Origin of the sequence: Yersinia hibernica, assembly GCF_004124235.1 — a bacterium.
Taxonomy (GTDB): domain Bacteria; phylum Pseudomonadota; class Gammaproteobacteria; order Enterobacterales; family Enterobacteriaceae; genus Yersinia; species Yersinia hibernica.
On record NZ_CP032487.1, the window covers coordinates 3,966,316 to 3,986,734 of the forward strand.

Genomic DNA, 20,419 nt, shown 5'->3' on the forward strand with positions numbered 1-20,419 from the left:
GCCTTAGAACCTGGCTCATTATTAGATTAAAGATGAAAAAATGATATTTTATCGAGATGTAACCTTAAAGTCTTTTCAGAATTTCAATACGTTATATCAGCGAGTTTTATTTATTGGCGCTGTTGTGATTTTTTTGATTTCTACACTATACACACCACAGGTTGGTGCTGAGACCTTTTCCGTTAACTTCAAGAATACTGATATTAATGAGTTTATAAATACTGTCAGTAAAAATTTGAATAAAACTGCCATTATAGACCCGGCGGTAAAAGGCAATATTAGTGTGCGTAGCTATCAGGAGTTAGAACCTGAGCGTTATTATCCATTTTTTCTAAGTGTCTTAGAAGTTTATGGTTTTACCGTGGTCAATATGCCCGGTGACATCATCAAAATCATTCCTGCAAAAAATGCGAAAGGTTCTGCAATTCCTTTAATCGAAGGAGAGAATCCAGCAGAGGGTGATGAAGTCATCATGCGCGTGGTTTCACTACACAATGTGGCTGCCAAAGAGCTGGCCCCGCTGCTACGCCAATTGAACGATGCCGCTTTCGGCACCGTCGTTCACTATGACCCGTCAAATGTCTTGCTATTAACTGGCCGGGCGGCAGTCGTTAATCAGTTGGTGGCTATCATTAAAAATGTGGATAAAGCAGGTGACCACACTGTTGAAACCATCAAATTACAATATGCCTCGGCAACCGAAGTGGCGCGCATCGCTGAAGCGCTGCATAAAAGCAGTGGGAAAAATGCCAACGGCAGAATGTCCGCTAGCATTGTCGCGGATGAGCGCACCAACTCCGTGTTAATCGGTGGCGAAGAGCAAGTACGCAATCGCATGATTAGCACCGTGCAAGAGTTAGACAGACAAGGTGATATCCACGGCAATACCAAAGTTATTTACCTAAAATACGCCAAAGCAGAGAGCTTGGTCGATGTCATTAGTGGCGTCAGCAGTCACTTACAGAAAGCAGCTGGCCAATCGGCCCCTACTATTGCCATGATGAAAAATGTGGTGATAAAAGCCGATGTACAAACTAACTCTTTAATTATCAATGCTGCTCCCGACCAATTGCGTGATCTTGAACAAGTCATTACTAAATTGGACATTCGCCGGGCGCAAGTTTTGGTCGAAGCCATCATTGTCGAAGTTCAGGATGATGACAATTTGAGTTTGGGGATCCAATGGTTCAATCGCCATGGTGGCGGCAGCCAATTCCCAGATGCCGGCGCATCTGCCAGTTCAATGAATTCCAGTGATATGGGAAGCTCACTTAAAGGTATCACGGGCTTGGCAACCGGTTTTTATCGCGGGAACTGGAGCGGTTTATTTACGGCACTGCGCACTAATAATCATAACGATATTTTGGCTACCCCCAGTATTGTCACTCTGGACAACATGGAGGCCGAATTCAGTGTGGGCCAAGAAGTGCCTATTTTAACCGGCTCCCAAACGACTACCGGCGATAATATCTTCAGAACAGTGGACCGTAAAAGTGTCGGGATAAAACTGAAAGTAAAACCGCAGATCAATAAAGGTGACTCGGTGTTACTGGAGATTGAACAGGAAGTCTCCAGTGTCGCCGCGAAAGCCCCCAGTGGCACCGGAGATCTCGGTGCGACTTTCAATACCCGAACAGTGAAAAATGCGGTGATGGTGGGCAGTAATAATATCGTGGTGGTTGGCGGATTGCTCGATAGCACTAACCAAGATGTTGTCAGTAAAGTTCCCTTACTGGGGGATATTCCCGGTGTTGGTTTTCTGTTCCGTTCAACATCACAGAAAACAGTGAAACGTAACCTGATGCTATTTATCCGTCCAACCATTATTCGTGAACAAGACAGTTATATTGATGCCAGCCAGCAAAAACTCGATAAATTTAAACAAGAGCAAGCAGCAGATGGAGGCACTAACGGGCAGCGAATCAATGAAAATCTGAACAAAGCTCTCTCTGATAATCATTATCTAAGCGATTTGCAGCATGATGTCGCCGCCTTTTACCTCAAGGGGGCGCGATGAGTCAGATATCAGCCGCGCTACCACCGCTGCCTTTTGCCTGGGTACAACAGCATGGCGTGCTGTATCAGCAGCATCCGCTGTTCGGTGAGCAACTCTTGTTTCGCCAAGCCGCCAGCTCACAAGCTTTACTGGAAGCCCGACGGATTCTGCCGCTTTGCCAGTTGCAATTCGTCAGTGATGAAGTATTTGAATCTTGTATGGTTGCTCATTACCAACAGGATTCAGATCAAGCTCGCCAAATGATGGAAAATCTGGGTAATGAAATTGATTTTTGCCAATTGGTTGATGCTCTCCCACAAAGTGACGATCTGCTGGATAGCGATGATGACGCGCCTATTATTCGCCTGATAAATGCAATGCTGGGCGAAGCGATTAAAGAGGGCGCGTCAGACATTCATATCGAGCCTTTTGAACGCCAATTAGCCATCCGTTTTCGTATTGATGGCGAGTTGCGTCACATTCTCTCTCCGCCACGCCAACTGGCGGCCTTGCTGGTCTCGCGAATTAAGGTCATGGCCAAGTTAGATATCGCCGAAAAACGCTTGCCTCAGGATGGCCGCATTTCTCTGCGAATTGCTGGCCGGGCCATTGATATTCGTGTTTCTACCCTGCCCTCCAACCACGGCGAACGTGTCGTTATGCGTTTGCTGGATAAAAATAATATGCGGCTCAATCTATCTCATTCGGGGATGGCTGAAGATAAACAAGCGCGGTTCGGCGAGCTACTGAAGCAGCCCCACGGAATTATCCTGGTGACCGGCCCAACAGGGTCAGGCAAAAGTACCACGCTGTATGCCGCACTCCAACAAATCAACAGCCAGTCACTCAATATTATGACGGTCGAAGATCCCATCGAATACGATCTGGACAATATTGGTCAAACTCAGGTTAACCCCAAAGTCGACATGACGTTCGCCCGAGGTTTGCGGGCAATTCTGCGCCAAGACCCTGATGTCGTCATGATTGGCGAAATTCGTGATACCGAAACCGCACAAATTGCGGTACAGGCCTCACTTACTGGGCATCTGGTGCTCTCAACGCTGCACACCAATAGTGCCAGCGGTGCTATCGGGCGCTTGCAAGATATGGGGGTGGAGCCCTTTTTGCTCGGCAGTTCACTCATCGGTGTTTTGGCGCAGCGGTTAGTGCGCACACTATGCCAGCACTGCAAAACGAGTGAGCAGGTCAGTGTCGATTTTCTTCAACGTTTCGGATTTACGCCATCGGATAACGAGCCACACAGTCTTTATCATCCCGTTGGCTGTGAACATTGCAATTTCACGGGCTATCGCGGCCGTACCGGCATTCACGAACTGATGCAAGTCACGGATTCCTTGCGCGAAGCCATTTCTCAGGGATGCAGCGAAGTCGAATTAGAGAAAAGACTACATCGCCAAACTCAAAGCATTCGCCACGACGGTATCGAAAAAGTGCTGGCCGGAATAACCAGCCTTGAAGAAGTTTTACGTGTAACCAGAGCCAGCGAACCATGATTCAGTACCGTTATATGGCCATCACTGCGACAGGGAAAAAACGACGCGGAACACTGAGCGCCGAGTCCCCGCGTGCTGCACGGGCGCAATTGTGTGAGCAACAGCTGACGCTAATTAGCTTGAAGCCAGACACCGGCACATCGGCACATCGGCAGCGCTTACGCTATCCTGGCGGCGTACCCAGGACAATATTCGTGGTAGCGACCTGGTGTTACTCACTCGCCAATTATCAACATTGGTTGCAGCGGCGTTACCGCTAGAAGAAGCGCTGCTGGCACTGGCACAACAAAGTGAAAAACCGCGCCACAAAGCATTGCTACAGCAAGTCCGCAACAAAATATTGCAAGGCCAATCGCTGGCGGATGCCTTGGCCGCGTTCCCGAAAACGTTCACTTCCCTGTTCCGCACCATGGTCGCCGCCGGAGAGGCTTCCGGTCATCTTGATAAGGTCCTGCTGCGGCTGGCAGATAATGCCGAACAGAGCCAAAAATTGAAAAGCAAAATGCTACAGGCCCTGATCTACCCGCTGGTGCTGACGGTGGTTGCCATTGCCGTGGTGGCAATCTTACTGACCGCCGTGGTTCCTAAAGTCGTCGAGCAATTTATCCATATGCAGCAGGCTCTGCCGCTTTCCACTCGCCTTCTTATTTCCATCAGTGATGCATTGAGGGACTTTGGTTTGTGGGCGTTATTGGCTTTGGGGCTAATAGCTCTCGGTATCCGCCAATGGTTAAAACCCGCACACAATCTGATGTGGTGGCATAAAAAAATGCTGCATTTACCGTCGATTGGCCGGGTGGTTCTCGACCTCAATCTTGCCCGTTATGCCCGCACGCTAAGCATTCTTAACGCCAGTGCGGTGCCACTCTTGGAAGCGATGCATATCAGCGCTTCAGTGTTGGTAAATAAGTATGCGCGTCAGCAGCTTATTGACGCCAGCGACAGAGTTCGTGAAGGCAGCCGCTTGGCATTGGCACTGGAAAACACCGGCCTGTTGTCCCCAATGATGCGCCATATGATCACTTCCGGAGAAAACAGTGGTGAGCTCGACAATATGCTGGAGCGCGCCGCCGACATTCAGGAAAACGCCTTCGTCAACCGCATGACGATTGCACTGGCGCTATTTGAACCGTTGCTGGTGGTCAGCATGGCCACCGTGGTGCTGTTTATTATCCTCGCCATACTACAACCCATCTTGCAGCTCAATAGCATGATGGGATAACCCCTTATTTTAGTGACTCAAAGGAATACTATCTCATGAAAAATCAACCTGTTGTGTTGAAACGCAAACACGCCCAAGGGGGCTTCACCTTACTGGAAATCATGGTGGTGATCGTCATTCTTGGCGTGCTCGCCAGCCTCACTATTCCCAGCCTGATGGGGAATAAAGACCGGGCCGATAACCAAAAAGCGCTCAGCGATTTAGTCACACTGGAAAACGCATTGGATATGTACAAGTTGGATAATAACCGCTACCCCACAACCGCTCAGGGCCTGCAAGCTCTGGTGACCAAGCCGACGCTGGCACCGGTGCCGAGAAGTTATCGGGCTGAGGGCTATATCCGCCGTCTACCGGCAGACCCTTGGGGCGCTCCATATCAACTAACCAGTCCAGGGGAACATGGCGTGGTTGATATCTATTCCGTCGGGCCAGATGGGGCGGCGCAGACTGATGATGACATTAACAACTGGGACATTGGCACTGATGCCGGAGAACAGCCTTAATGCATGCGATAAAGGTAACAACCGTTGCCCGCGGCTTTACATTAATGGAGGTCATGCTGGTGCTGCTATTACTGGGCAGTATGGCAACCTTGGTACTCAACATCCTGCCCTCATCTCGCGAGATAAACCAAGAGAGCGACCGGTTGGCGGTGGCGCTGCAATGGGCGGCACAGCAAGCAGAGCAGGATGGAAAGATTTATGGTCTCTCTGTTTCCAGTGATAAATGGCAGTTAATGACCCTCAATAACCGCCCTCATAACAAAGGAGAAAGTTATCTGTGGCCGCATCATTACTGGCACCCAATCAAGCATGAGAAATTAAAGCAGCAGCGCCAGCTCCCTGGTGAGCTGACCCTCGAACTTACCCTGCAAGATAATTCGCTCCCACTCAGTTCGATGTTGGAGGATGACTTGATTAATGAGCCAAAAATTGTCTTTTTCCCCGGCGGGGAACGTTCACAGTTCGAACTCATATTAAGTGAGCCGAATGGCCAAATCCGACGTATTACCGAGCAAGGCGTACTGTCTGACGAAGCACAAAGGATTGCAGCGCAATGAATTGCCGTGGCATGACATTACTGGAAGTGCTCGTGGCCTTGGTGGTGCTGGCGTCGGCCGGTTTAGCCATTATAAAGAGCACCGGCGAGCAAGTCAGAAATCTCAGTCATCTTGAAAAAAAGCAGTTTGCTGCTTGGGTGGCAGAAAATCAGTTGGTCAGGTTACGTCTGCAAAATGTCTGGCCAGCAGAACATTGGCATGAGGGCAAAAGCACCATGGCAGATATCACTTGGCACTGGCGCTGGCGGGGAGTTGCGACATCGGATGCCCAAGTGCGAGCACTGGAAATTGAAGTTAGTCAGAACGAACACTATAGCGCGCCGTTATCTGGGCTACGTAGCTATCAGGTTAAATCATGAATCAGCCAAAACAGCAGGGTTTCACTCTGTTAGAAATGATGCTGGCCATTGCTTTATTTTCTATCGTTTGCCTGGCCGGTTACCAGTTGCTGCAAGCCGTTTTGCGTAATAGTGAACTGACGCAACAGCACGCGGCCAGGTTGGCTGAGCTCCAGCGCGTCTTTAATCTGATGGAGCATGATATTTCCCATGCACGAATACGGCCGGTAGCCGCTGCGGCATTATCTGTACCAAATGATTTTCACCTGTCGCGAGCAGGGAAAAATAGCAGCCTGACACTCGTGCGTGATAACTGGCGCAATCCCGCGGCTTTTCTCCCGCGTTCTAATCTGGAGAAAGTGACCTGGTATTTTCAGCCGGGCAAGCTTGAGCGTCTGAGTCACCACCAGCCCGATAGTCAGCAAACCCAGCCGACATTGAGTGTCACACTCGACAATGTTAACGCCTTTAAACTGCGTTTTTGGTCGCAAGGCCGCTGGCTAGAGAGTTGGGACAGGGGCCAAAACTTACCCGAAGGAGTTGAGATCACATTGGAAACTGGCGATTTAGGCCCCTTGCAACGGGTTATATTCCTGACGGTGAATCATGAAAAAACATAACCAACGCGGGATGGCGATGCTGGTCGTGCTAATGATAACCGCCATGATGACCATCACTGCCGTCAATATGAATGACTATTGGTTACGGGCGCTTAATCGGGCGGCTAGCACGCAATTTTATCAGCAGAGTAAATGGTTGCTGCTCAGTATGGAGTCACTGGTTCAACATCAGCAATTATCCCGCTTGCCGCAAGATAAAATTCATTTAGGCCAGTCTTGGGCAAAGCCTGAGCAGCAGATCTCGCTGGACGGTAATCAGGTTAATTTTAGCCTGCGCGATCGTCAGGCCTGTTTTAACCTTAATGGGATTGGCCAAAGTGGCGAAGTTGGTGAAAAGTCAGAGACGCCGACACAAGCCCCAGCCCCCCCCTATTCCCAACAGGTTTTTCAACACCTGTTGTTAGCACAGGGTTTAGATGCAGCCGAAGCACAAAAAATAACATTGGCGCTGGCTGACTGGGTAGACAAAGACACTCTTTCCCGCAGTGGAAATCATGAAGCTGACTTGTATCGTGATAGTCGCCCCAAGCTCATCCCGGCGAATCGCCCAATGCTTGATACCAGCGAATTCAGAGTGCTGGCCGGAGTCAATCAGGCACTATTTCTGCGTTTAAAACCGCTGATTTGCGCCCTACCCAACCAGAATTTACACATCAATATTAATACGTTATCGCAAACTCAAGCCCCGCTTCTGGCTGCACTGTTTCTCGGCGAAATGTCGCTGGAAGAGGCACAACAGCTGATTGAGCATCGCCCGGCCACTGGCTGGAACCACATCAACGATATCAAACCTTTTATTGCGGTCAACAATGCCGCGTTTGCCAAGGCACAAACCGCCATGTCATTGACCAGTAACTACTTTGAACTGTTGCAGTGGCTGGATGAAGAGCAACAAAGCAGCAGAATGCGCAGCTTATTCCAACGTCATGAGCACGTTATTCAGGTTCTTTCCCGTCAATACGGCCATAGTGATTGAAATGAAATTTATGTTATTAAAGAAAAATAAAAAAGTATGCGATGAATTATTTATCTCGCTCGCCAGTCAAGCAGGGCAGCCGGTTTATTGGTATCACCAGCCTCGGCAGGGAAATGCCCAAGAGGGGCAATTGGCCGATGAAACAGCCTTACATGAGCTGTTGCCTCTGGCGAAAACCAGCCAGATAACATTATTGATTCCAGCGAAAAATGTGCTGTTCAGCACTCTCACATTCAATGGCAAATATCGCCGCCAACACCAGACGGCATTGGCTTGGCAACTGGAGTCATTATGCCCCGGTGATGTCGAACAATTGCATCTCACCGTGCTCCAACAGCACGGAACACAGATATCTATCGCGGCAATAGATAAAAACCAATTACAACAGTGGCTAGGCTGGTTGCGCAGCGCAGAGTTGACCGCCACAAGGGCGTTACCTGATGTGCTGGCACTGCCATCCCCGACCGCCAGTTGGAGTGCCGCCAGTTTTCATGGTACTTGGTTGATACGCCAATCGGCTGAACAAGGTTTCAGTGCGGATGAAGCAGAACTGGGGTTTATTCTCAGCCGTTACCCCAAACTGCCCGCTATTTTAAGCTATAGCCAGCGCCCAGCAAGTGAGTCGACGTGGATGCAAAAAACCGTTCGCCCCACCTGGCCGCTTTTGGCCCAAGGTGCACAGAAAAATACACTCAACCTGCTGCATGGCGATTTCACTCCACCCCGCCACTCGAGCAAGCCGCGCGGCAATAAATTGCTGGCAGCTTTAGCCGCATTCTATCTGCTGACCTTCGCCATTGAACCCGGTTTACAGGGATATCGCACACAGCAGCAAGCAGAACAAATACAAGAGAAAACACATCAGTTATACCGGAGTAATTTCCCAAATGCGGCACCATTCTCGCGGGGGGTTCAGAGCATGACTCAACAAATTAATATGTTAGAGCAAAACATTCCGTCGCCCGGTCTGTTGCATCGGCTGAGGGCGGCAATGCCAGTGCTGCAATCGTTGCAAAGTGCAAAAACACAGTCCATGGAATGGCAGAGTGACACACTGGCGTTAACATTTAATCTCTCTGAGCAAGAACTCTTGTCACGTATTCCGCGTCAATATTCTCAGGAACTCAGCCTCACCCCCCATGCAATAGACCAGCAGCACACCGTGCTAACCGTCAAAGGAGCTCACAATGATGACAAAAATTAAGCAACGCTGGCAGAACTACAGTAAACGCGAGCAAATAATTTTTTCCCTCGGGGGATTGGTATTGCTAGGGCTGGCCCTGAGCCAAGGCGCTATTGCTCCACTCAATAATTATCGGCAACAAAGCGAACAAAACCTGCGCCAGGCCCAACGAGATTTTGCCATGTTGATGCAGCAACAGGACAGAATAAGCCATCTGCACGCGCAACGTCCGCTTCAATACACACTGTCGCTTGATCGGGCGGTACACGAAAGTGCACGCCAGAATAATCTCAAGATAATCCTACAAGAAACCCAAAAAAACCGGGCCGTACTCGCCCCTCTGGTTATCCCCTTTCCTCAGTTATTAAGTTGGCTGGAGCTGCTTGAGACAGAATACGGCATCCAGGCCCGCCATTTAAAAGTCGCCATTGATGAGGACAATCCGAATCAGGTTTATATCTCCTCATTAGTTTTGCAACGCACTGCGGCGGTCATATTATGATGAATACACTGTATATTGCTCAGACAATCGCGCCACTTTGGTGGGGCGGTTTCGCCTTTCTTGGCCTGTGTGTTGGCAGTTTTCTTAATGTCGTCATCTATCGACTGCCACTTATGGTCATCCACGGTAATCTGCCCGATTTCAATCTTTGCCTACCTCATTCCCACTGTCCTGCTTGCCAAACTTCATTGAAATGGCGAGACAATATTCCTTTATTCAGTTGGTTACGATTGCGGGGGCAATGCCGTCACTGTCAGGTGGCGATTCCGGTACGTTACCCATTGGTGGAACTCGTAACCATGCTCGTCACATTATTAATAGCAGCGATTATTCCATTAGGCAGCCCGCTGCTAGCAGCACTGCTGCTCAGCTGGGTACTCATCGCACTCATCATGATTGATATCGACCATCTGTTATTACCGGATAACCTGACCTTGCCACTGCTATGGGCCGGATTATTTTTTCACTTGTTTGACAACACCTTACCGCTAAGTGATGCAGTTATTGGCGCGGCAAGCGGGTATTTGATTCTATGGTGTCTTTACTGGGCATTCTGGTGGGTCACCCGCCGAGAAGCCCTCGGCTATGGCGATTTTAAATTATTAGCGGCATTGGGAGCATGGTTGGGATGGATGGCATTACCGTCTTTACTGCTTATCGCGTCACTAGCAGGGATTATTTTTGCGCTTACTGCCCGCCTGTTTAGGGGCAGAGCACTGAATACAGTGCTCCCATTCGGGCCATTTCTCGCGCTCAGTGGCTGGCTGCTATTTCTACAATACTATCGCTAAGATGATTAATGGCTGTTGGTGTGGCGTTGTGCTTCATCCACAAAATCCACCATCAGTAAATTAAGTTCTGTACACAGTGGTTGCTCTGCTTTGTTCTCTTTCACCAACGCCAAATAGCGTTCCTGACTATGCTCACCCAGTAATTTATAAGCAGGAACGCTGGTATCCCAGTGCCGAGAGGCCGCCAAATTCAATGCTGTTTTGACCAGCACCGCCTCCTTGGGTACATCTGTTCGTTGACACTGTTGTTGTAAATAATGTGCCCCGGCAATTAAAGCGGACAATTGTTTGATCTGCTGCTGGGCGGTGGGCTGAGGTTTTTTATTCACTGGTTGCTGGCAACCGGCCAATAATACCAAAGGCAAAAACCAAGATAGCTTACGGGTAACTGATAACATTTTTTAACTCATCAATAATAAGGAATTGATAATTTTAAATCAGGTAACCCACCCAATACACCATTACTTCCTTATTAGCCAAAATAAAACACTTCAAATTTTGGAATACGCTAATTCCTTATTAGTAAGATGACCCAATAGACCTGAAAATATCGGACTATAATAGACCCGCCATGCGTACTTTTTTAGAACTTCCCATTGAAATTCGTTCCAAAACAATAAATTATCAAGGTTTAACTTATATAATGACAAAAAGTTTCCCCATTCTATTCAATTCACTTACATTTTATTCCGCCGGCAATATTACTCACTGAGAAATATCTACCCGCTAAAAATATCATTCATAAATAGAAATACAGTTCCGATGAAATGACTCAATGGAACTCACTTATATAATAGGAAAGCGATAAAACATGAAATTGAATAAAATTATGTTAGCTATGGTTGTTATGTCTATTAGCGCCGGCGCTATGGCACATGGCTACATCGAAACTCCTCCATCACGTAACTTACTGTGCCATGCAGATGGTAAAAACCTGAATAAAGATTGTGGCGCCGTACAGTATGAACCGCAAAGTTCTGGTGAAACCGCCGATGGCTTCCCGGGAAAAGGCCCTGAAGACGGTAAACTGGCGAGTGGCGACAACTGGGTCAGTGTCAATCTGAACCAGCAAACCGCAACACGTTGGCATAAAGTCGAAATGAAAGCGGGTGTTCAAGAGTTCAAATGGAGATTCACTGCCGCGCATCCTATTAGCGACTTCAAATATTACATGACCAAGCAGGATTGGAATCCTAACCAACCTTTGACACGTGATTCACTCGATCTGACGCCATTCTGTGTTATTCCAGGTGGCCCAGCAGTGTCAACTGGCTCGACTTCTCACGAATGTGATGTCCCTGAACGTACCGGTTACCAAGTTATCTACGGCGCTTGGGATGTTTCTGATACCCCTGGCACCTTTTATCAAATGATCGATGCAGACTTCGGTAGCGCATCTGGCGCAGTTGTGAATTCCGAATGGTCGACCAAAGTCGGTAACATCGACCCACGTGATAATTTAAATGTCGGTGACACCGTGAAACTGCGCATGTTCGACAAGCAGGGTGAACGCAGTGACCTTGCCGTGGAAATGACCATTACAGATGCGCAAGACGGCAAGAAAAATAACTGGGGTTACCTGCTGGCCAACAAAGTAAACAGCAGCAACAAAAACTTGCGTGCGGGTAATAAAGATGCTTCCGGTAAGGTTTCTGCGGCACACGGTCATAACGCAATTTATATCAATGCCAACAGCGAAGTGGTTCGGGTTGAAACTCAGATTGACAAAGCTCAGGTTGATGCTGGTACAGAAGTACAAGCAAGTTTCTCTGCCAATGGCATGAAGAAACAGTATCAAATGGCTGCGGGTGCATTGACCATTCATTTCGATCTGGAAACCATTGGCAACATGGATTTGGTTGCGCAAGTCTTCGCCTCAGACAATTCCGTTAAAGGTAACAAAGAAATTAGTTTGGAAAATGCCTCTCAGCATGTCTCCATTGCAATGAATGATCTGAAAGCAGGTAAACACACCTTGGTGATCATCGGTACCGACGCCCAGGGTAAATCTCAGCAGCAGAGCATCACCTTTATGGTTAAAGGCGAAGCTGAAACTGTGAAACCTGAAGTTAAGCCCGAAGTTAAACCTGAAGTAGATGGCGCTGACAAACAATGTCATGCACCAGCTTGGAACAATAAATCCACCTACAATGCCAAAGATAGCGTGACACATGACGGCCGTATCTATATGAGCAAATGGTGGGCGGATGGAAGTTTTGTCCCTGGCGATGCTGCCGTAACAGATACAACAGGCGATGGTTCTGGCTGGGGTAAAGTTTGGGAAGATAAAGGCGCATGCTAATTAAGTAATATTAATTCTGCGTTATAACCAGAGGCAGGGATTTCCCTGCCTCACTCGTTGACAGATTATTTATATTATTTATACCTAATGAATTTGAGTTTGCAGATTAACAGCAAACCAATCAATGACGATAAACCTACGCCAGTCAGTCATTCACATGAATAGCACTGTCGCCCTACCCACCTCAAGTGCAACAATATAATGTTATTGGAAATTCTATGACCGTAATCTCCACCTCTAGCCGAGCTGCCTGGTTGGCATTGGTATCACGCCTGCATTTTTACATTGGTCTTTTTATTGCGCCTTTTATCTTTTTTGCCGCATTAAGTGGAACCTTATATGTTATTGCTCCCAATATTGAAAAAATACTGTATGCCGAGCAGCTCTATCCTAAATACGAGGGCGTTGCACACTCATTAATGCAACAAATTACTGCCACCCAAAGTGCCGCGGGGGAGAATGCGCAAATTATCGCGGTTCGCCCGGCCCCAACTGATGGCGAAAGTACCCGCGTTATGTTTAGCGCTGCGGGGCTAAATACCGGTGAAAGTCGCGCGATATTTATCGACCCCGTCACTTTAACTATTTTAGGGGATATGGCGGTATATGGCTCAAGTGGCTCTTTGCCTTTTCGCACCTGGCTGGACAAATTACACAGTGGCGCGTTATTTGGCTCTTTAGGCAGAAATTACAGTGAACTGGCCGCTTCATGGATGTGGGTTGCGGCGTTGGGCGGAATCATCATGTGGGCCGCACAACGGCGGCAAAAACGCAACTTAATTAAAGCAAAACAAAATAATCGCCGCCGCCATATATTACTCGGCTTGACACTACTGCCTCTGTTGCTATTTATCTCCGTAACCGGCCTAACATGGTCAAAATGGGCGGGCGATAATATTTCAGTATTACGCACCACTTTGGCATGGAAAACGCCATCATTAAATACCGCATTAACCCCCCCATTATTGAGCGCTACATTAACAGCAAAAGTATTGGGCGCTGATGAGCCACATGCCCATCACTGCGATTCCCATGCCCCGGGTATGGCTATGCCAGCCAACCAGCTTTGGCGTTATGACAGCGTATTAGCACAAGCCCGACTGGCGGGCATTGACGCGGCAAAAGTTGAAATTCGCCCCGGCAGTACAGCTAATCATGCATGGACGGTTGCTGAAATAGACCGCAGCTGGCCCACTCAAGTTGATGCTCGCGCCTTTAATATCAAAACGATGCAGGTTGTCGATCAGTTGAATTTCGACCAATTCCCGCTGGTGGCAAAATTAATTCGCTGGGGCATTGATGCCCATATGGGCATCCTATTTGGTGTGATAAACCAGCTCGTACTGGTATTTTTTGGCATTGGGTTATGCAGCACTATTATTATCGGTTATTGCATGTGGTGGCGACGCCGACCTAAGCATCAGCGCTTCCCGATGCAAGGTTCGCTGATGTCCTCATTAGGGCGCTTATCCCTGAAAGGGAAAATCTTGTGCCTATTTCCAACCCTGGTGCTGGCTGTTAGCCTGCCACTGATGGGAGCCAGCTTGGCAATATTCCTAATCCTCGACGGCCTGTGTTGGCTCAAAGCACGTCAGACCAAAATACCGATTTGAAAATTAACGGGCTGGCAACTTAACTAAAGAAATCGCTCTGAAGAAATTTCAGAGCGATTTAATCACCACTAAAATTAACGAAATAATATTAATTGGAGATAAATAATAATTTTTTATAAAAATAATATTTCAACTTAAATTAAAATATATATTTTACCCAGCCAGACATATCCCACAGAATATCACCGTCAGGATTATACTGATTTTATTACCACCGCCACTGTAATGAATTTTCAGCTGAAATTTAGCTTCAGCAGCGGCCCTCTAGCAATCAGGAGCCGCTAAATCCGCGCTACTCACCACTATATTCCAGTGCATTCGACGGTGAACAATGGCGGTAGTTTATAAATGACTGTGTTATCTAATAAGCTATTAGAATAAAAATGTTAGTGTTTTTGATTCGAAAAATGAAAGTGCAACGCTAAAAATGAAAGCATAGGTACTGGACGTGTGGCAGGCTTGGGTTTTTACACCCTTACAAGGCCATATTATGACTATGTTGACAAAGAATAAAACCGAAATATTAAATATAAATATTACTGAGTTATATATTGCTAGTAAAAAGAATTTAAATAAAGATGAAATAGTTTGCAACAAACAACTTAAAATCAGTGACACATTGAGCTATATTAGTAATAGCAAATGTAAAATTAAAGATAAAATCATCAATATACCGTTTTTTAATCTATTTTCAAATAAATTATCAAGCATAATTAATTATATTCACACTGGTGGAGTCGAAAGTAAACTCAATAAAAAATCAATTAAATATAAATTTCGAGAAATTATACATAAAGATAAAGAGAAAAAAATTAACATAATGATTGCATCATTTAAAAAAGAGCTAAGCATAAAAAACCAACTGAATAGCGAGCCTCGAACTGAACCTTTCAACCAGAAGGAAATAGCCATTCAAAACATGGCTAAACTAATAAATCATATTGAAAAAAAACCTGAATATTTATTGCAAGAAGGAATACTTCGAAAGTCTGCAACAGCCCATGGAATAAACAAGATTAATAATATTCTTAAAAGCACCGAGAATACTACTATATGTGAAAATTTTAATCCCACTGATAATATCAATGTCCATGCCGTTTTTGCTGTACTAAAAGCACAATTAAAACTCGCATTAACTTTTCGCGATAAAATGGACATATTAAATTTTGCAAAAGAGTTTGATGAGAAAAAAAATAATTACACTATCCAATCGATAGATGAGCTACCATTGCCAATACAAAAAATTATGCCGTTGTTTATTAAAGTAGTTAGGAATAAATATGTAAATGAAATGAGTGCTGATAATATAGCGATAGTAATTGCGCCAGATATTTCACCAACAAATGAAAATACAAAACAGAATATGGAACGCACTAGGAAAGTCATCACATTCCTAGCTAAGTTGATAGATACGGAACATAGAAAATCCCCTAGGAACCCAACAGGTCCACTGTCCAAAATTTCACTATCTCCGATACAGAGTGGCTCTTTACCACATTAAAAATAACCTATTAACATTGCATCGCCTTCTTCCTTGCGGGGAAGGCGTTATTAGCATTTCGGTTTAAATAACTTTTCTGACAAACATTTCAGCTCCAAACAAACTCATCATTCAGAATTTCCCCTCCCCTTTATCTGTATTGGGTAAAAGACGATGAACACACACTCGCCATGGGTATCCCTAGCAGCAAGTTGTTTTTGCCTTCTGTGTGCGGGAGGATAAATTCTACCTACAGTAGTGGCCATGGATAAGTTCAGGTACAACACATTAATTGACTTATTCTTTTTTATCAGCCGCAATGGTATTACCATGCTACAGCGCTGAGATAGAGTTGATTGCATAGACTTAAATTTAATGGTTTGGACTACCATTAAAGTATTTGAATTATTGTTATATAGGAAAAGTAACGTATGAATAAAAATCGGATATCTAAAATTCTATTGGGTGCCATCGCTTTTATCGGCACGATTACGCTAATTCCTACCGTGCAAGCTTGTACTAGAGCGGTATACTTGGGGCCGGAAGATTTAGTGATAACAGGCAGATCAATGGATTGGAAAGAAGATCTTCACTCTGATCTGTGGGTCTTTCCCCGAGGAATGGAGCGCACAGGAAATGCGGGGCCAAACTCCGTGGCCTGGACATCAAAATATGGTAGCGTGATCACCGCAGCCTACAACATCGCCACGACTGACGGAATGAATGAAAAGGGCTTGGTGGTTAATATGCTGTGGTTGGCTGAATCCCAATACCCAGAACCCATCCCCACTAGACCCAATATTTCGCTGGCGGCATGGGGGCAATATGTTCTTGATAATTATGCTACCGTCGATGAAGCCGTTAATGCCTTTAAGAAAGAGCCTATTACTGTATTGACCAGTAAAGTACCTGGCCAAGAAAGACTCGGTACCATTCATCTAGCCCTGTCTGATGCAAGTGGTGATAGCGCTGTGTTTGAATATATTGATGGCAAACTCACCATTCACCACAGCCGGGAATATCAAGTTGTGACGAATTCACCAACCTATGATAAACAACTCGCCATCGACTCGTATTGGCAAAGAATTGGTGGTACCAACATGCTGCCAGGCACCAATAGCTCCAGTGATCGTTTTGTTCGTGCCCAGTTTTATATTAATGCGATCCCTAAATATACTGATAAGCAACTGGCTACCGCGAGTGTACTGAGTGTAATTCGCTCTGTTTCCGTTCCTTATGGTATCAGCACTCCCGATGAGCCTAATATCTCCTCAACCCGCTGGAGAACGCTATCGGATCAGAAAAATAAAATTTACTATTTTGAATCCACGTTAATGCCAAATACATTCTGGGTTGATTTTACTAAGGTCGATTTTTCAAAACCCGGTGATGTCAGAAAACTGAAGTTAAATACTCCTCAAGCTGCTCAGTATACTGGCGATGTTTCAGCACACTTTCAGCCAGAAAAACCATTTGTATTTGAACCTGTTACGCCAGCAACATAGCGAATTAAAGAAGCTATATCTTTTTATTTTAAATACAAAATATACATCGCGCCTACTGCTGTAGGCGCATATCGTCTCAAATACCTCTTTTTATCGATATCCTCTTAAAAGATCTAAAACTATATTAATTTAGCTAGTCTAATTAGATTTAAGTATGATATTAAAAGTATCAGTAAATATATTGCGACCCAAAAAATCATTACAGAGTAATCATACCACCCATTAAATTATCAATACTTTCACCCTATCATTCTGATAATAATAAACTCTCATTTAAAGCAAATATTATCAACAAGTTAAAGCAACCTATTGTTTGGTAACCCATATTGACAGCAGCAGGGAGAAAATCCATACATGAATATATTTAATTGAAATTATCACTACACCTGTAGTCATATCACTACATCAAAATAATCCTAGGCTTATTGTTATTAATAAAACATTACAATATGATCTACCGACAGTATTACTGCACCTCTTAAATAATAACTGGAAATAAAAATGATCGTGGTGAAATTTCAGGGTCTGGATAACTATGCCTGCATGGGGTTATATGCTCTTTGTGAACAATTTTTCGGTAACCAGAATATACGTAAGAATGACTTATCAACCGAGAAAGATGAGTGCGATGATACCGTCATTCTGTTTCGTTCCAAGTTAGCCAGCTTATGTGAATGTACTTGTCATCTGATAGAAAAAAATATGGTAGTGATTACTGTGTTAGATGAAGGTTGGGACAGAGAGTCCTCGAAAGGTGGCGTATTTATTTCTTTGTCAGACCCTGTCAGAATGTTTGAAGATGTTATTCGCAGAAATATCGAGATACACCAGTACAAATCGCTGTCTAAGAGGTGTCTATATTGTCAAATGATAAAGAATCTGTCTAAAGAGGATATAAATGTGATCTCTATGCTGAGAAAGGGGCTACAGCCCTGTGTTATCGCGTCAGTGTTAGGGACTAGCCATAAAACGGTTAGCTACTATAAACATCGCATTATGAAAAAAGTGGGTACTCAAAATACAGTAGAACTTCACCGCTTTATTTCAGCACTAGCGAGGTAAATGTAACTCCGCCATCACTAAATCTGTTATTCCCGTGACCAGTAACTGTAATGAAAGTGTCACCAGAATAATCCCTGAAATACGTGCTAGCGTGTCCATTGCTCCAGTGGAAATCCGCCCATGCAGCGGGCCTGATACCAAAAATGTCAGCGCAATTGTCGGTGCCATCATTAATATCACCGCAGAAAGTGTCATCATTCCTTCTAACGTACTATTGTGTGCGGCAGAGGATATTCCCACAGCAATCGTCCCTCCTCCCATCGATAACGGAAATAGCAACGGCACCACTGCAAGGTCGCTAACTCTTTTAGGTGTGTCATTATTTAATTCATTATTGCTTTGTTCCGCTTTCGTGCCGCGCATCATTAATGGCCATCCTTGAAACAGTAATGCGGCACCACCGGTAACCGTCAAAGCATGTGCACTTAATCCTAAAGCCACGAGTATGTAGTTACCCAGCCAAATAACAAAGAGCATAATCACGACATATTCAAATGCCACGCGCCAAGCTAATCGCCGCAAAATAGGCCCGGAGACACCATCCAAAATAATTGCAGCAGTGGCCATCGTCGCAGGGGGGCTGAACATGGATAAGAAAGTAATATAGAGCAACAGAAACTGAAGTAACCACTCTTCCATTTTATTTTCCTCTAATGACTTAGAAACAGACCATGCAATAGATTCACGGCCCCCTGCAAAAAATCAATATAATCCGTATTGTTAGCTAATGCAGCAGAGCCAATGGTTCTGAGGTGTTGGTCATTTTCCCCATCACGAAAGCCAAATTAGCCGCGGCGACCAAAGAGGCGGCATGCGCATCAGTGCTCATTTGCTGTGCATTCAGCAACCCATTTGCCGCCTCATTGGCAACTGTTATGGTGCCGACACCATTGCGATAAGACTCCAGCGCCGCGTCGTAAGTAATAAATGAGGTTTTCACCAAATTTAATGCCGCTTGATTGGATTCAAGCGCTGATCGCAAAGTATCTGCCGCCACCACAATTTCACGAACAGCTAATTCCTGCGTTTTCTTAAACCCTTCAGCTGCAACCGCCGCTCGGGATTCCGCCTCTTTAACTCTGGCCGCACGTATCCCTCCATCATAGAGGGGAACACTGACACCGACTAAGATATTGGAAGATGAGGTTTGTTGGCTGATACCCGGCAGCCCCTGAATGTCAAAACGCCCATCCCCCCCCGCGACAGCCCCGGCAAGATACACTTTCGGCAAGAAATCAGCTTCCGTGGCTTTGACCCCCGCTTGGGCGGCTTCAACCGCCGCATAACTGGCTAATACATCGGGGCGTTGGGAAAGGGCCAGCCGAATCATATTTTCGGTCGGCGCGCTGGTCACATCCGGTAAAGCACGGTCTTCAGCATAAGCGACATTGATGTCCAATGACGGGGAAACCCCCATCGCCCCCAATAGGGCCTGATAAGCATCGCGCTCAGTCCCTTTTGCCACCACCCGACGTAGTTCGGATTGGGCAACCTGCTGTCGTGCCAGCGCCACTTCTACTGTTGTCGCAATGCCGTTTTTTTGCCGCTCTTGCGCAGCATCTTGAATTTTTAAGCTATTTTTCAGCGTTTGTTCGGCTATCTGCCGCTGGGTTTGTGCTGCGCCATATTGAAAGTAAGTGCGAGTCACATCATAAATGAGTTTCTGATGCATGCCATTAAAGGTCACATTGGCAGCATAGGAAGTATGTTTAGCCGCATCAAGCAATGCGCTGCGCTGGCCAAAATCGAAGATAAGCCACTGTAATGCTAAAGCCGGTACCACTGCGCTGCCAGTGGTTTTCAGATCCTTCTCGTTGCCGATAGCATAAGGCAATGGTGTGGTTGTGCTCTGGTAGCCACCAATCACACTTGCTGAAATGATGGGTAGAAATGTCGCCTCCCCCATTCCAACCACCAGAGCTGCCTGCCGCGCCTGCTGCCAGGCAATACGGGTATCAGGATTTTGATTTTGGGCGATATCAATCAGCTCGGGTAATGAATAAGCATGCGCGCGTTTTATCGCCGGCGGCGAGGCTAACTCCGCCACCAGCGGATTCGCTGGGACAGAGAAGTTACCTGCCCCCACAGAGCCCCCCGCATTCGCATCCGGCGTCCAGGGTTCAGTATAAGATGTCGGTGCAAGATCCAAACGATCTGTGGCACAACCGGCTATCAACATGCTCAAACTTAATGCCGAGCAAGTCAGGCTAATTTTGGCTATCCGGGCCATCAATACAGCGTGCGTCATCATGTCA

At 46.1% G+C, this 20,419-nt stretch carries 18 protein-coding genes and 1 pseudogene; 16 read left to right on the top strand and 3 right to left on the bottom strand.

Features of this window, described 5'->3' with window-relative positions; genetic code table 11:
• The first annotated feature begins 40 nt into the window (after positions 1-40).
• From gspD to D5F51_RS18740, 11 genes and pseudogenes are all read left to right on the top strand, one after another.
• A complete protein-coding gene (gspD, locus tag D5F51_RS18690) occupies positions 41-2,017 on the top strand; it encodes a type II secretion system secretin GspD (protein ID WP_129198416.1) in 1,977 nt (658 codons plus the stop codon).
• Complete coding sequence (gene gspE / locus D5F51_RS18695; protein WP_129198418.1) at positions 2,014-3,510, top strand: type II secretion system ATPase GspE; 1,497 nt, start codon at positions 2,014-2,016, stop codon at positions 3,508-3,510. The genes gspD and gspE overlap by 4 nt, the downstream gene beginning before the upstream one ends.
• Positions 3,507-4,732: pseudogene (gspF, locus tag D5F51_RS18700) on the top strand (type II secretion system inner membrane protein GspF). Before gspE ends, gspF begins: the two are co-directional and overlap by 4 nt.
• A gap of 35 nt (positions 4,733-4,767) precedes the next feature.
• On the top strand, positions 4,768-5,235 hold the full coding sequence (gspG, locus tag D5F51_RS18705; RefSeq protein WP_129198420.1) for a type II secretion system major pseudopilin GspG: 468 nt from the start codon (positions 4,768-4,770) through the stop codon (positions 5,233-5,235).
• A complete protein-coding gene (gene gspH / locus D5F51_RS18710) occupies positions 5,235-5,792 on the top strand; it encodes a type II secretion system minor pseudopilin GspH (protein WP_129198422.1) in 558 nt (185 codons plus the stop codon). Before gspG ends, gspH begins: the two co-directional genes overlap by 1 nt.
• A complete protein-coding gene (gene gspI / locus D5F51_RS18715; RefSeq protein WP_129198424.1) occupies positions 5,789-6,151 on the top strand; it encodes a type II secretion system minor pseudopilin GspI in 363 nt (120 codons plus the stop codon). The genes gspH and gspI overlap by 4 nt, the downstream gene beginning before the upstream one ends.
• Positions 6,148-6,750, top strand: a complete 603-nt coding sequence (gspJ, locus tag D5F51_RS18720) for a type II secretion system minor pseudopilin GspJ (RefSeq protein ID WP_129198426.1) — start codon at positions 6,148-6,150, stop codon at positions 6,748-6,750. Before gspI ends, gspJ begins: the two co-directional genes overlap by 4 nt.
• Positions 6,737-7,726: a type II secretion system minor pseudopilin GspK gene (gspK, locus tag D5F51_RS18725; RefSeq protein WP_129198428.1), complete on the top strand. Its 990-nt coding sequence runs from the start codon at positions 6,737-6,739 to the stop codon at positions 7,724-7,726. Before gspJ ends, gspK begins: the two co-directional genes overlap by 14 nt.
• 1 nt (position 7,727) lies before the next feature.
• Positions 7,728-8,930: a type II secretion system protein GspL gene (gene gspL / locus D5F51_RS18730; protein ID WP_129198430.1), complete on the top strand. Its 1,203-nt coding sequence runs from the start codon at positions 7,728-7,730 to the stop codon at positions 8,928-8,930.
• Positions 8,914-9,411 carry a type II secretion system protein GspM gene (gene gspM / locus D5F51_RS18735; RefSeq protein WP_245994841.1) on the top strand — a complete coding sequence of 166 codons (498 nt, stop codon included), beginning with the start codon at positions 8,914-8,916 and terminating at the stop codon, positions 9,409-9,411. The genes gspL and gspM overlap by 17 nt, the downstream gene beginning before the upstream one ends.
• A complete protein-coding gene (locus tag D5F51_RS18740) occupies positions 9,408-10,202 on the top strand; it encodes a prepilin peptidase (RefSeq protein ID WP_162301786.1) in 795 nt (264 codons plus the stop codon). Before gspM ends, D5F51_RS18740 begins: the two co-directional genes overlap by 4 nt.
• A gap of 5 nt (positions 10,203-10,207) precedes the next feature.
• Here D5F51_RS18740 and gspS read toward each other — a convergent pair whose 3' ends face one another.
• Complete coding sequence (gspS, locus tag D5F51_RS18745) at positions 10,208-10,600, bottom strand: type II secretion system pilot lipoprotein GspS (RefSeq protein WP_129198432.1); 393 nt, start codon at positions 10,598-10,600, stop codon at positions 10,208-10,210.
• 413 nt (positions 10,601-11,013) lie between these two features.
• Between gspS and gbpA the strand changes: the two genes are divergently transcribed.
• The 5 genes from gbpA (at position 11,014) to D5F51_RS18770 (ending at position 18,164) form a co-directional block, all read left to right on the top strand.
• Positions 11,014-12,504, top strand: coding sequence for an N-acetylglucosamine-binding protein GbpA (gene gbpA / locus D5F51_RS18750; RefSeq protein WP_129198434.1), 1,491 nt, complete (start codon positions 11,014-11,016; stop codon positions 12,502-12,504).
• A gap of 218 nt (positions 12,505-12,722) precedes the next feature.
• Positions 12,723-14,117, top strand: a complete 1,395-nt coding sequence (locus D5F51_RS18755; protein WP_129198436.1) for a PepSY-associated TM helix domain-containing protein — start codon at positions 12,723-12,725, stop codon at positions 14,115-14,117.
• 448 nt (positions 14,118-14,565) lie between these two features.
• A complete protein-coding gene (locus tag D5F51_RS18760; protein ID WP_162301787.1) occupies positions 14,566-15,618 on the top strand; it encodes a RhoGAP domain-containing protein in 1,053 nt (350 codons plus the stop codon).
• A gap of 410 nt (positions 15,619-16,028) precedes the next feature.
• Positions 16,029-17,102 carry a linear amide C-N hydrolase gene (locus tag D5F51_RS18765; RefSeq protein WP_129198440.1) on the top strand — a complete coding sequence of 358 codons (1,074 nt, stop codon included), beginning with the start codon at positions 16,029-16,031 and terminating at the stop codon, positions 17,100-17,102.
• Positions 17,103-17,603: 501 nt separating this feature from the next.
• Positions 17,604-18,164 (top strand): helix-turn-helix domain-containing protein, encoded by a 561-nt coding sequence (locus D5F51_RS18770; RefSeq protein ID WP_129198442.1) that lies wholly within the window; start codon positions 17,604-17,606, stop codon positions 18,162-18,164.
• Here D5F51_RS18770 and D5F51_RS18775 read toward each other — a convergent pair.
• Positions 18,153-18,803, bottom strand: a complete 651-nt coding sequence (locus D5F51_RS18775; protein WP_129198444.1) for a MarC family protein — start codon at positions 18,801-18,803, stop codon at positions 18,153-18,155. The two genes, D5F51_RS18770 and D5F51_RS18775, sit on opposite strands and share 12 nt — an antisense overlap.
• A gap of 85 nt (positions 18,804-18,888) precedes the next feature.
• Positions 18,889-20,415: a TolC family protein gene (locus D5F51_RS18780; protein ID WP_087768295.1), complete on the bottom strand. Its 1,527-nt coding sequence runs from the start codon at positions 20,413-20,415 to the stop codon at positions 18,889-18,891.
• Between the last annotated feature and the right edge of the window lie 4 nt (positions 20,416-20,419).

Excerpts from the sequence above, each read along its gene's own strand:
- gspD (WP_129198416.1), top strand. The coding sequence starts at position 41 with ATGATATTTTATCGAGATGTAACCTTAAAGTCTTTTCAGAATTTCAAT.
- gspE (WP_129198418.1), top strand. The coding sequence starts at position 2,014 with ATGAGTCAGATATCAGCCGCGCTACCACCGCTGCCTTTTGCCTGGGTA.
- gspG (WP_129198420.1), top strand. The coding sequence starts at position 4,768 with ATGAAAAATCAACCTGTTGTGTTGAAACGCAAACACGCCCAAGGGGGC.
- gspH (WP_129198422.1), top strand. The coding sequence starts at position 5,235 with ATGCATGCGATAAAGGTAACAACCGTTGCCCGCGGCTTTACATTAATG.
- gspI (WP_129198424.1), top strand. The coding sequence starts at position 5,789 with ATGAATTGCCGTGGCATGACATTACTGGAAGTGCTCGTGGCCTTGGTG.
- gspJ (WP_129198426.1), top strand. The coding sequence starts at position 6,148 with ATGAATCAGCCAAAACAGCAGGGTTTCACTCTGTTAGAAATGATGCTG.
- gspK (WP_129198428.1), top strand. The coding sequence starts at position 6,737 with ATGAAAAAACATAACCAACGCGGGATGGCGATGCTGGTCGTGCTAATG.
- gspL (WP_129198430.1), top strand. The coding sequence starts at position 7,728 with ATGAAATTTATGTTATTAAAGAAAAATAAAAAAGTATGCGATGAATTA.
- gspM (WP_245994841.1), top strand. The coding sequence starts at position 8,914 with ATGATGACAAAAATTAAGCAACGCTGGCAGAACTACAGTAAACGCGAG.
- D5F51_RS18740 (WP_162301786.1), top strand. The coding sequence starts at position 9,408 with ATGATGAATACACTGTATATTGCTCAGACAATCGCGCCACTTTGGTGG.
- gspS (WP_129198432.1), bottom strand. The coding sequence starts at position 10,600 with ATGTTATCAGTTACCCGTAAGCTATCTTGGTTTTTGCCTTTGGTATTA.
- gbpA (WP_129198434.1), top strand. The coding sequence starts at position 11,014 with ATGAAATTGAATAAAATTATGTTAGCTATGGTTGTTATGTCTATTAGC.
- D5F51_RS18755 (WP_129198436.1), top strand. The coding sequence starts at position 12,723 with ATGACCGTAATCTCCACCTCTAGCCGAGCTGCCTGGTTGGCATTGGTA.
- D5F51_RS18765 (WP_129198440.1), top strand. The coding sequence starts at position 16,029 with ATGAATAAAAATCGGATATCTAAAATTCTATTGGGTGCCATCGCTTTT.
- D5F51_RS18770 (WP_129198442.1), top strand. The coding sequence starts at position 17,604 with ATGATCGTGGTGAAATTTCAGGGTCTGGATAACTATGCCTGCATGGGG.
- D5F51_RS18775 (WP_129198444.1), bottom strand. The coding sequence starts at position 18,803 with ATGGAAGAGTGGTTACTTCAGTTTCTGTTGCTCTATATTACTTTCTTA.
- D5F51_RS18780 (WP_087768295.1), bottom strand. The coding sequence starts at position 20,415 with ATGATGACGCACGCTGTATTGATGGCCCGGATAGCCAAAATTAGCCTG.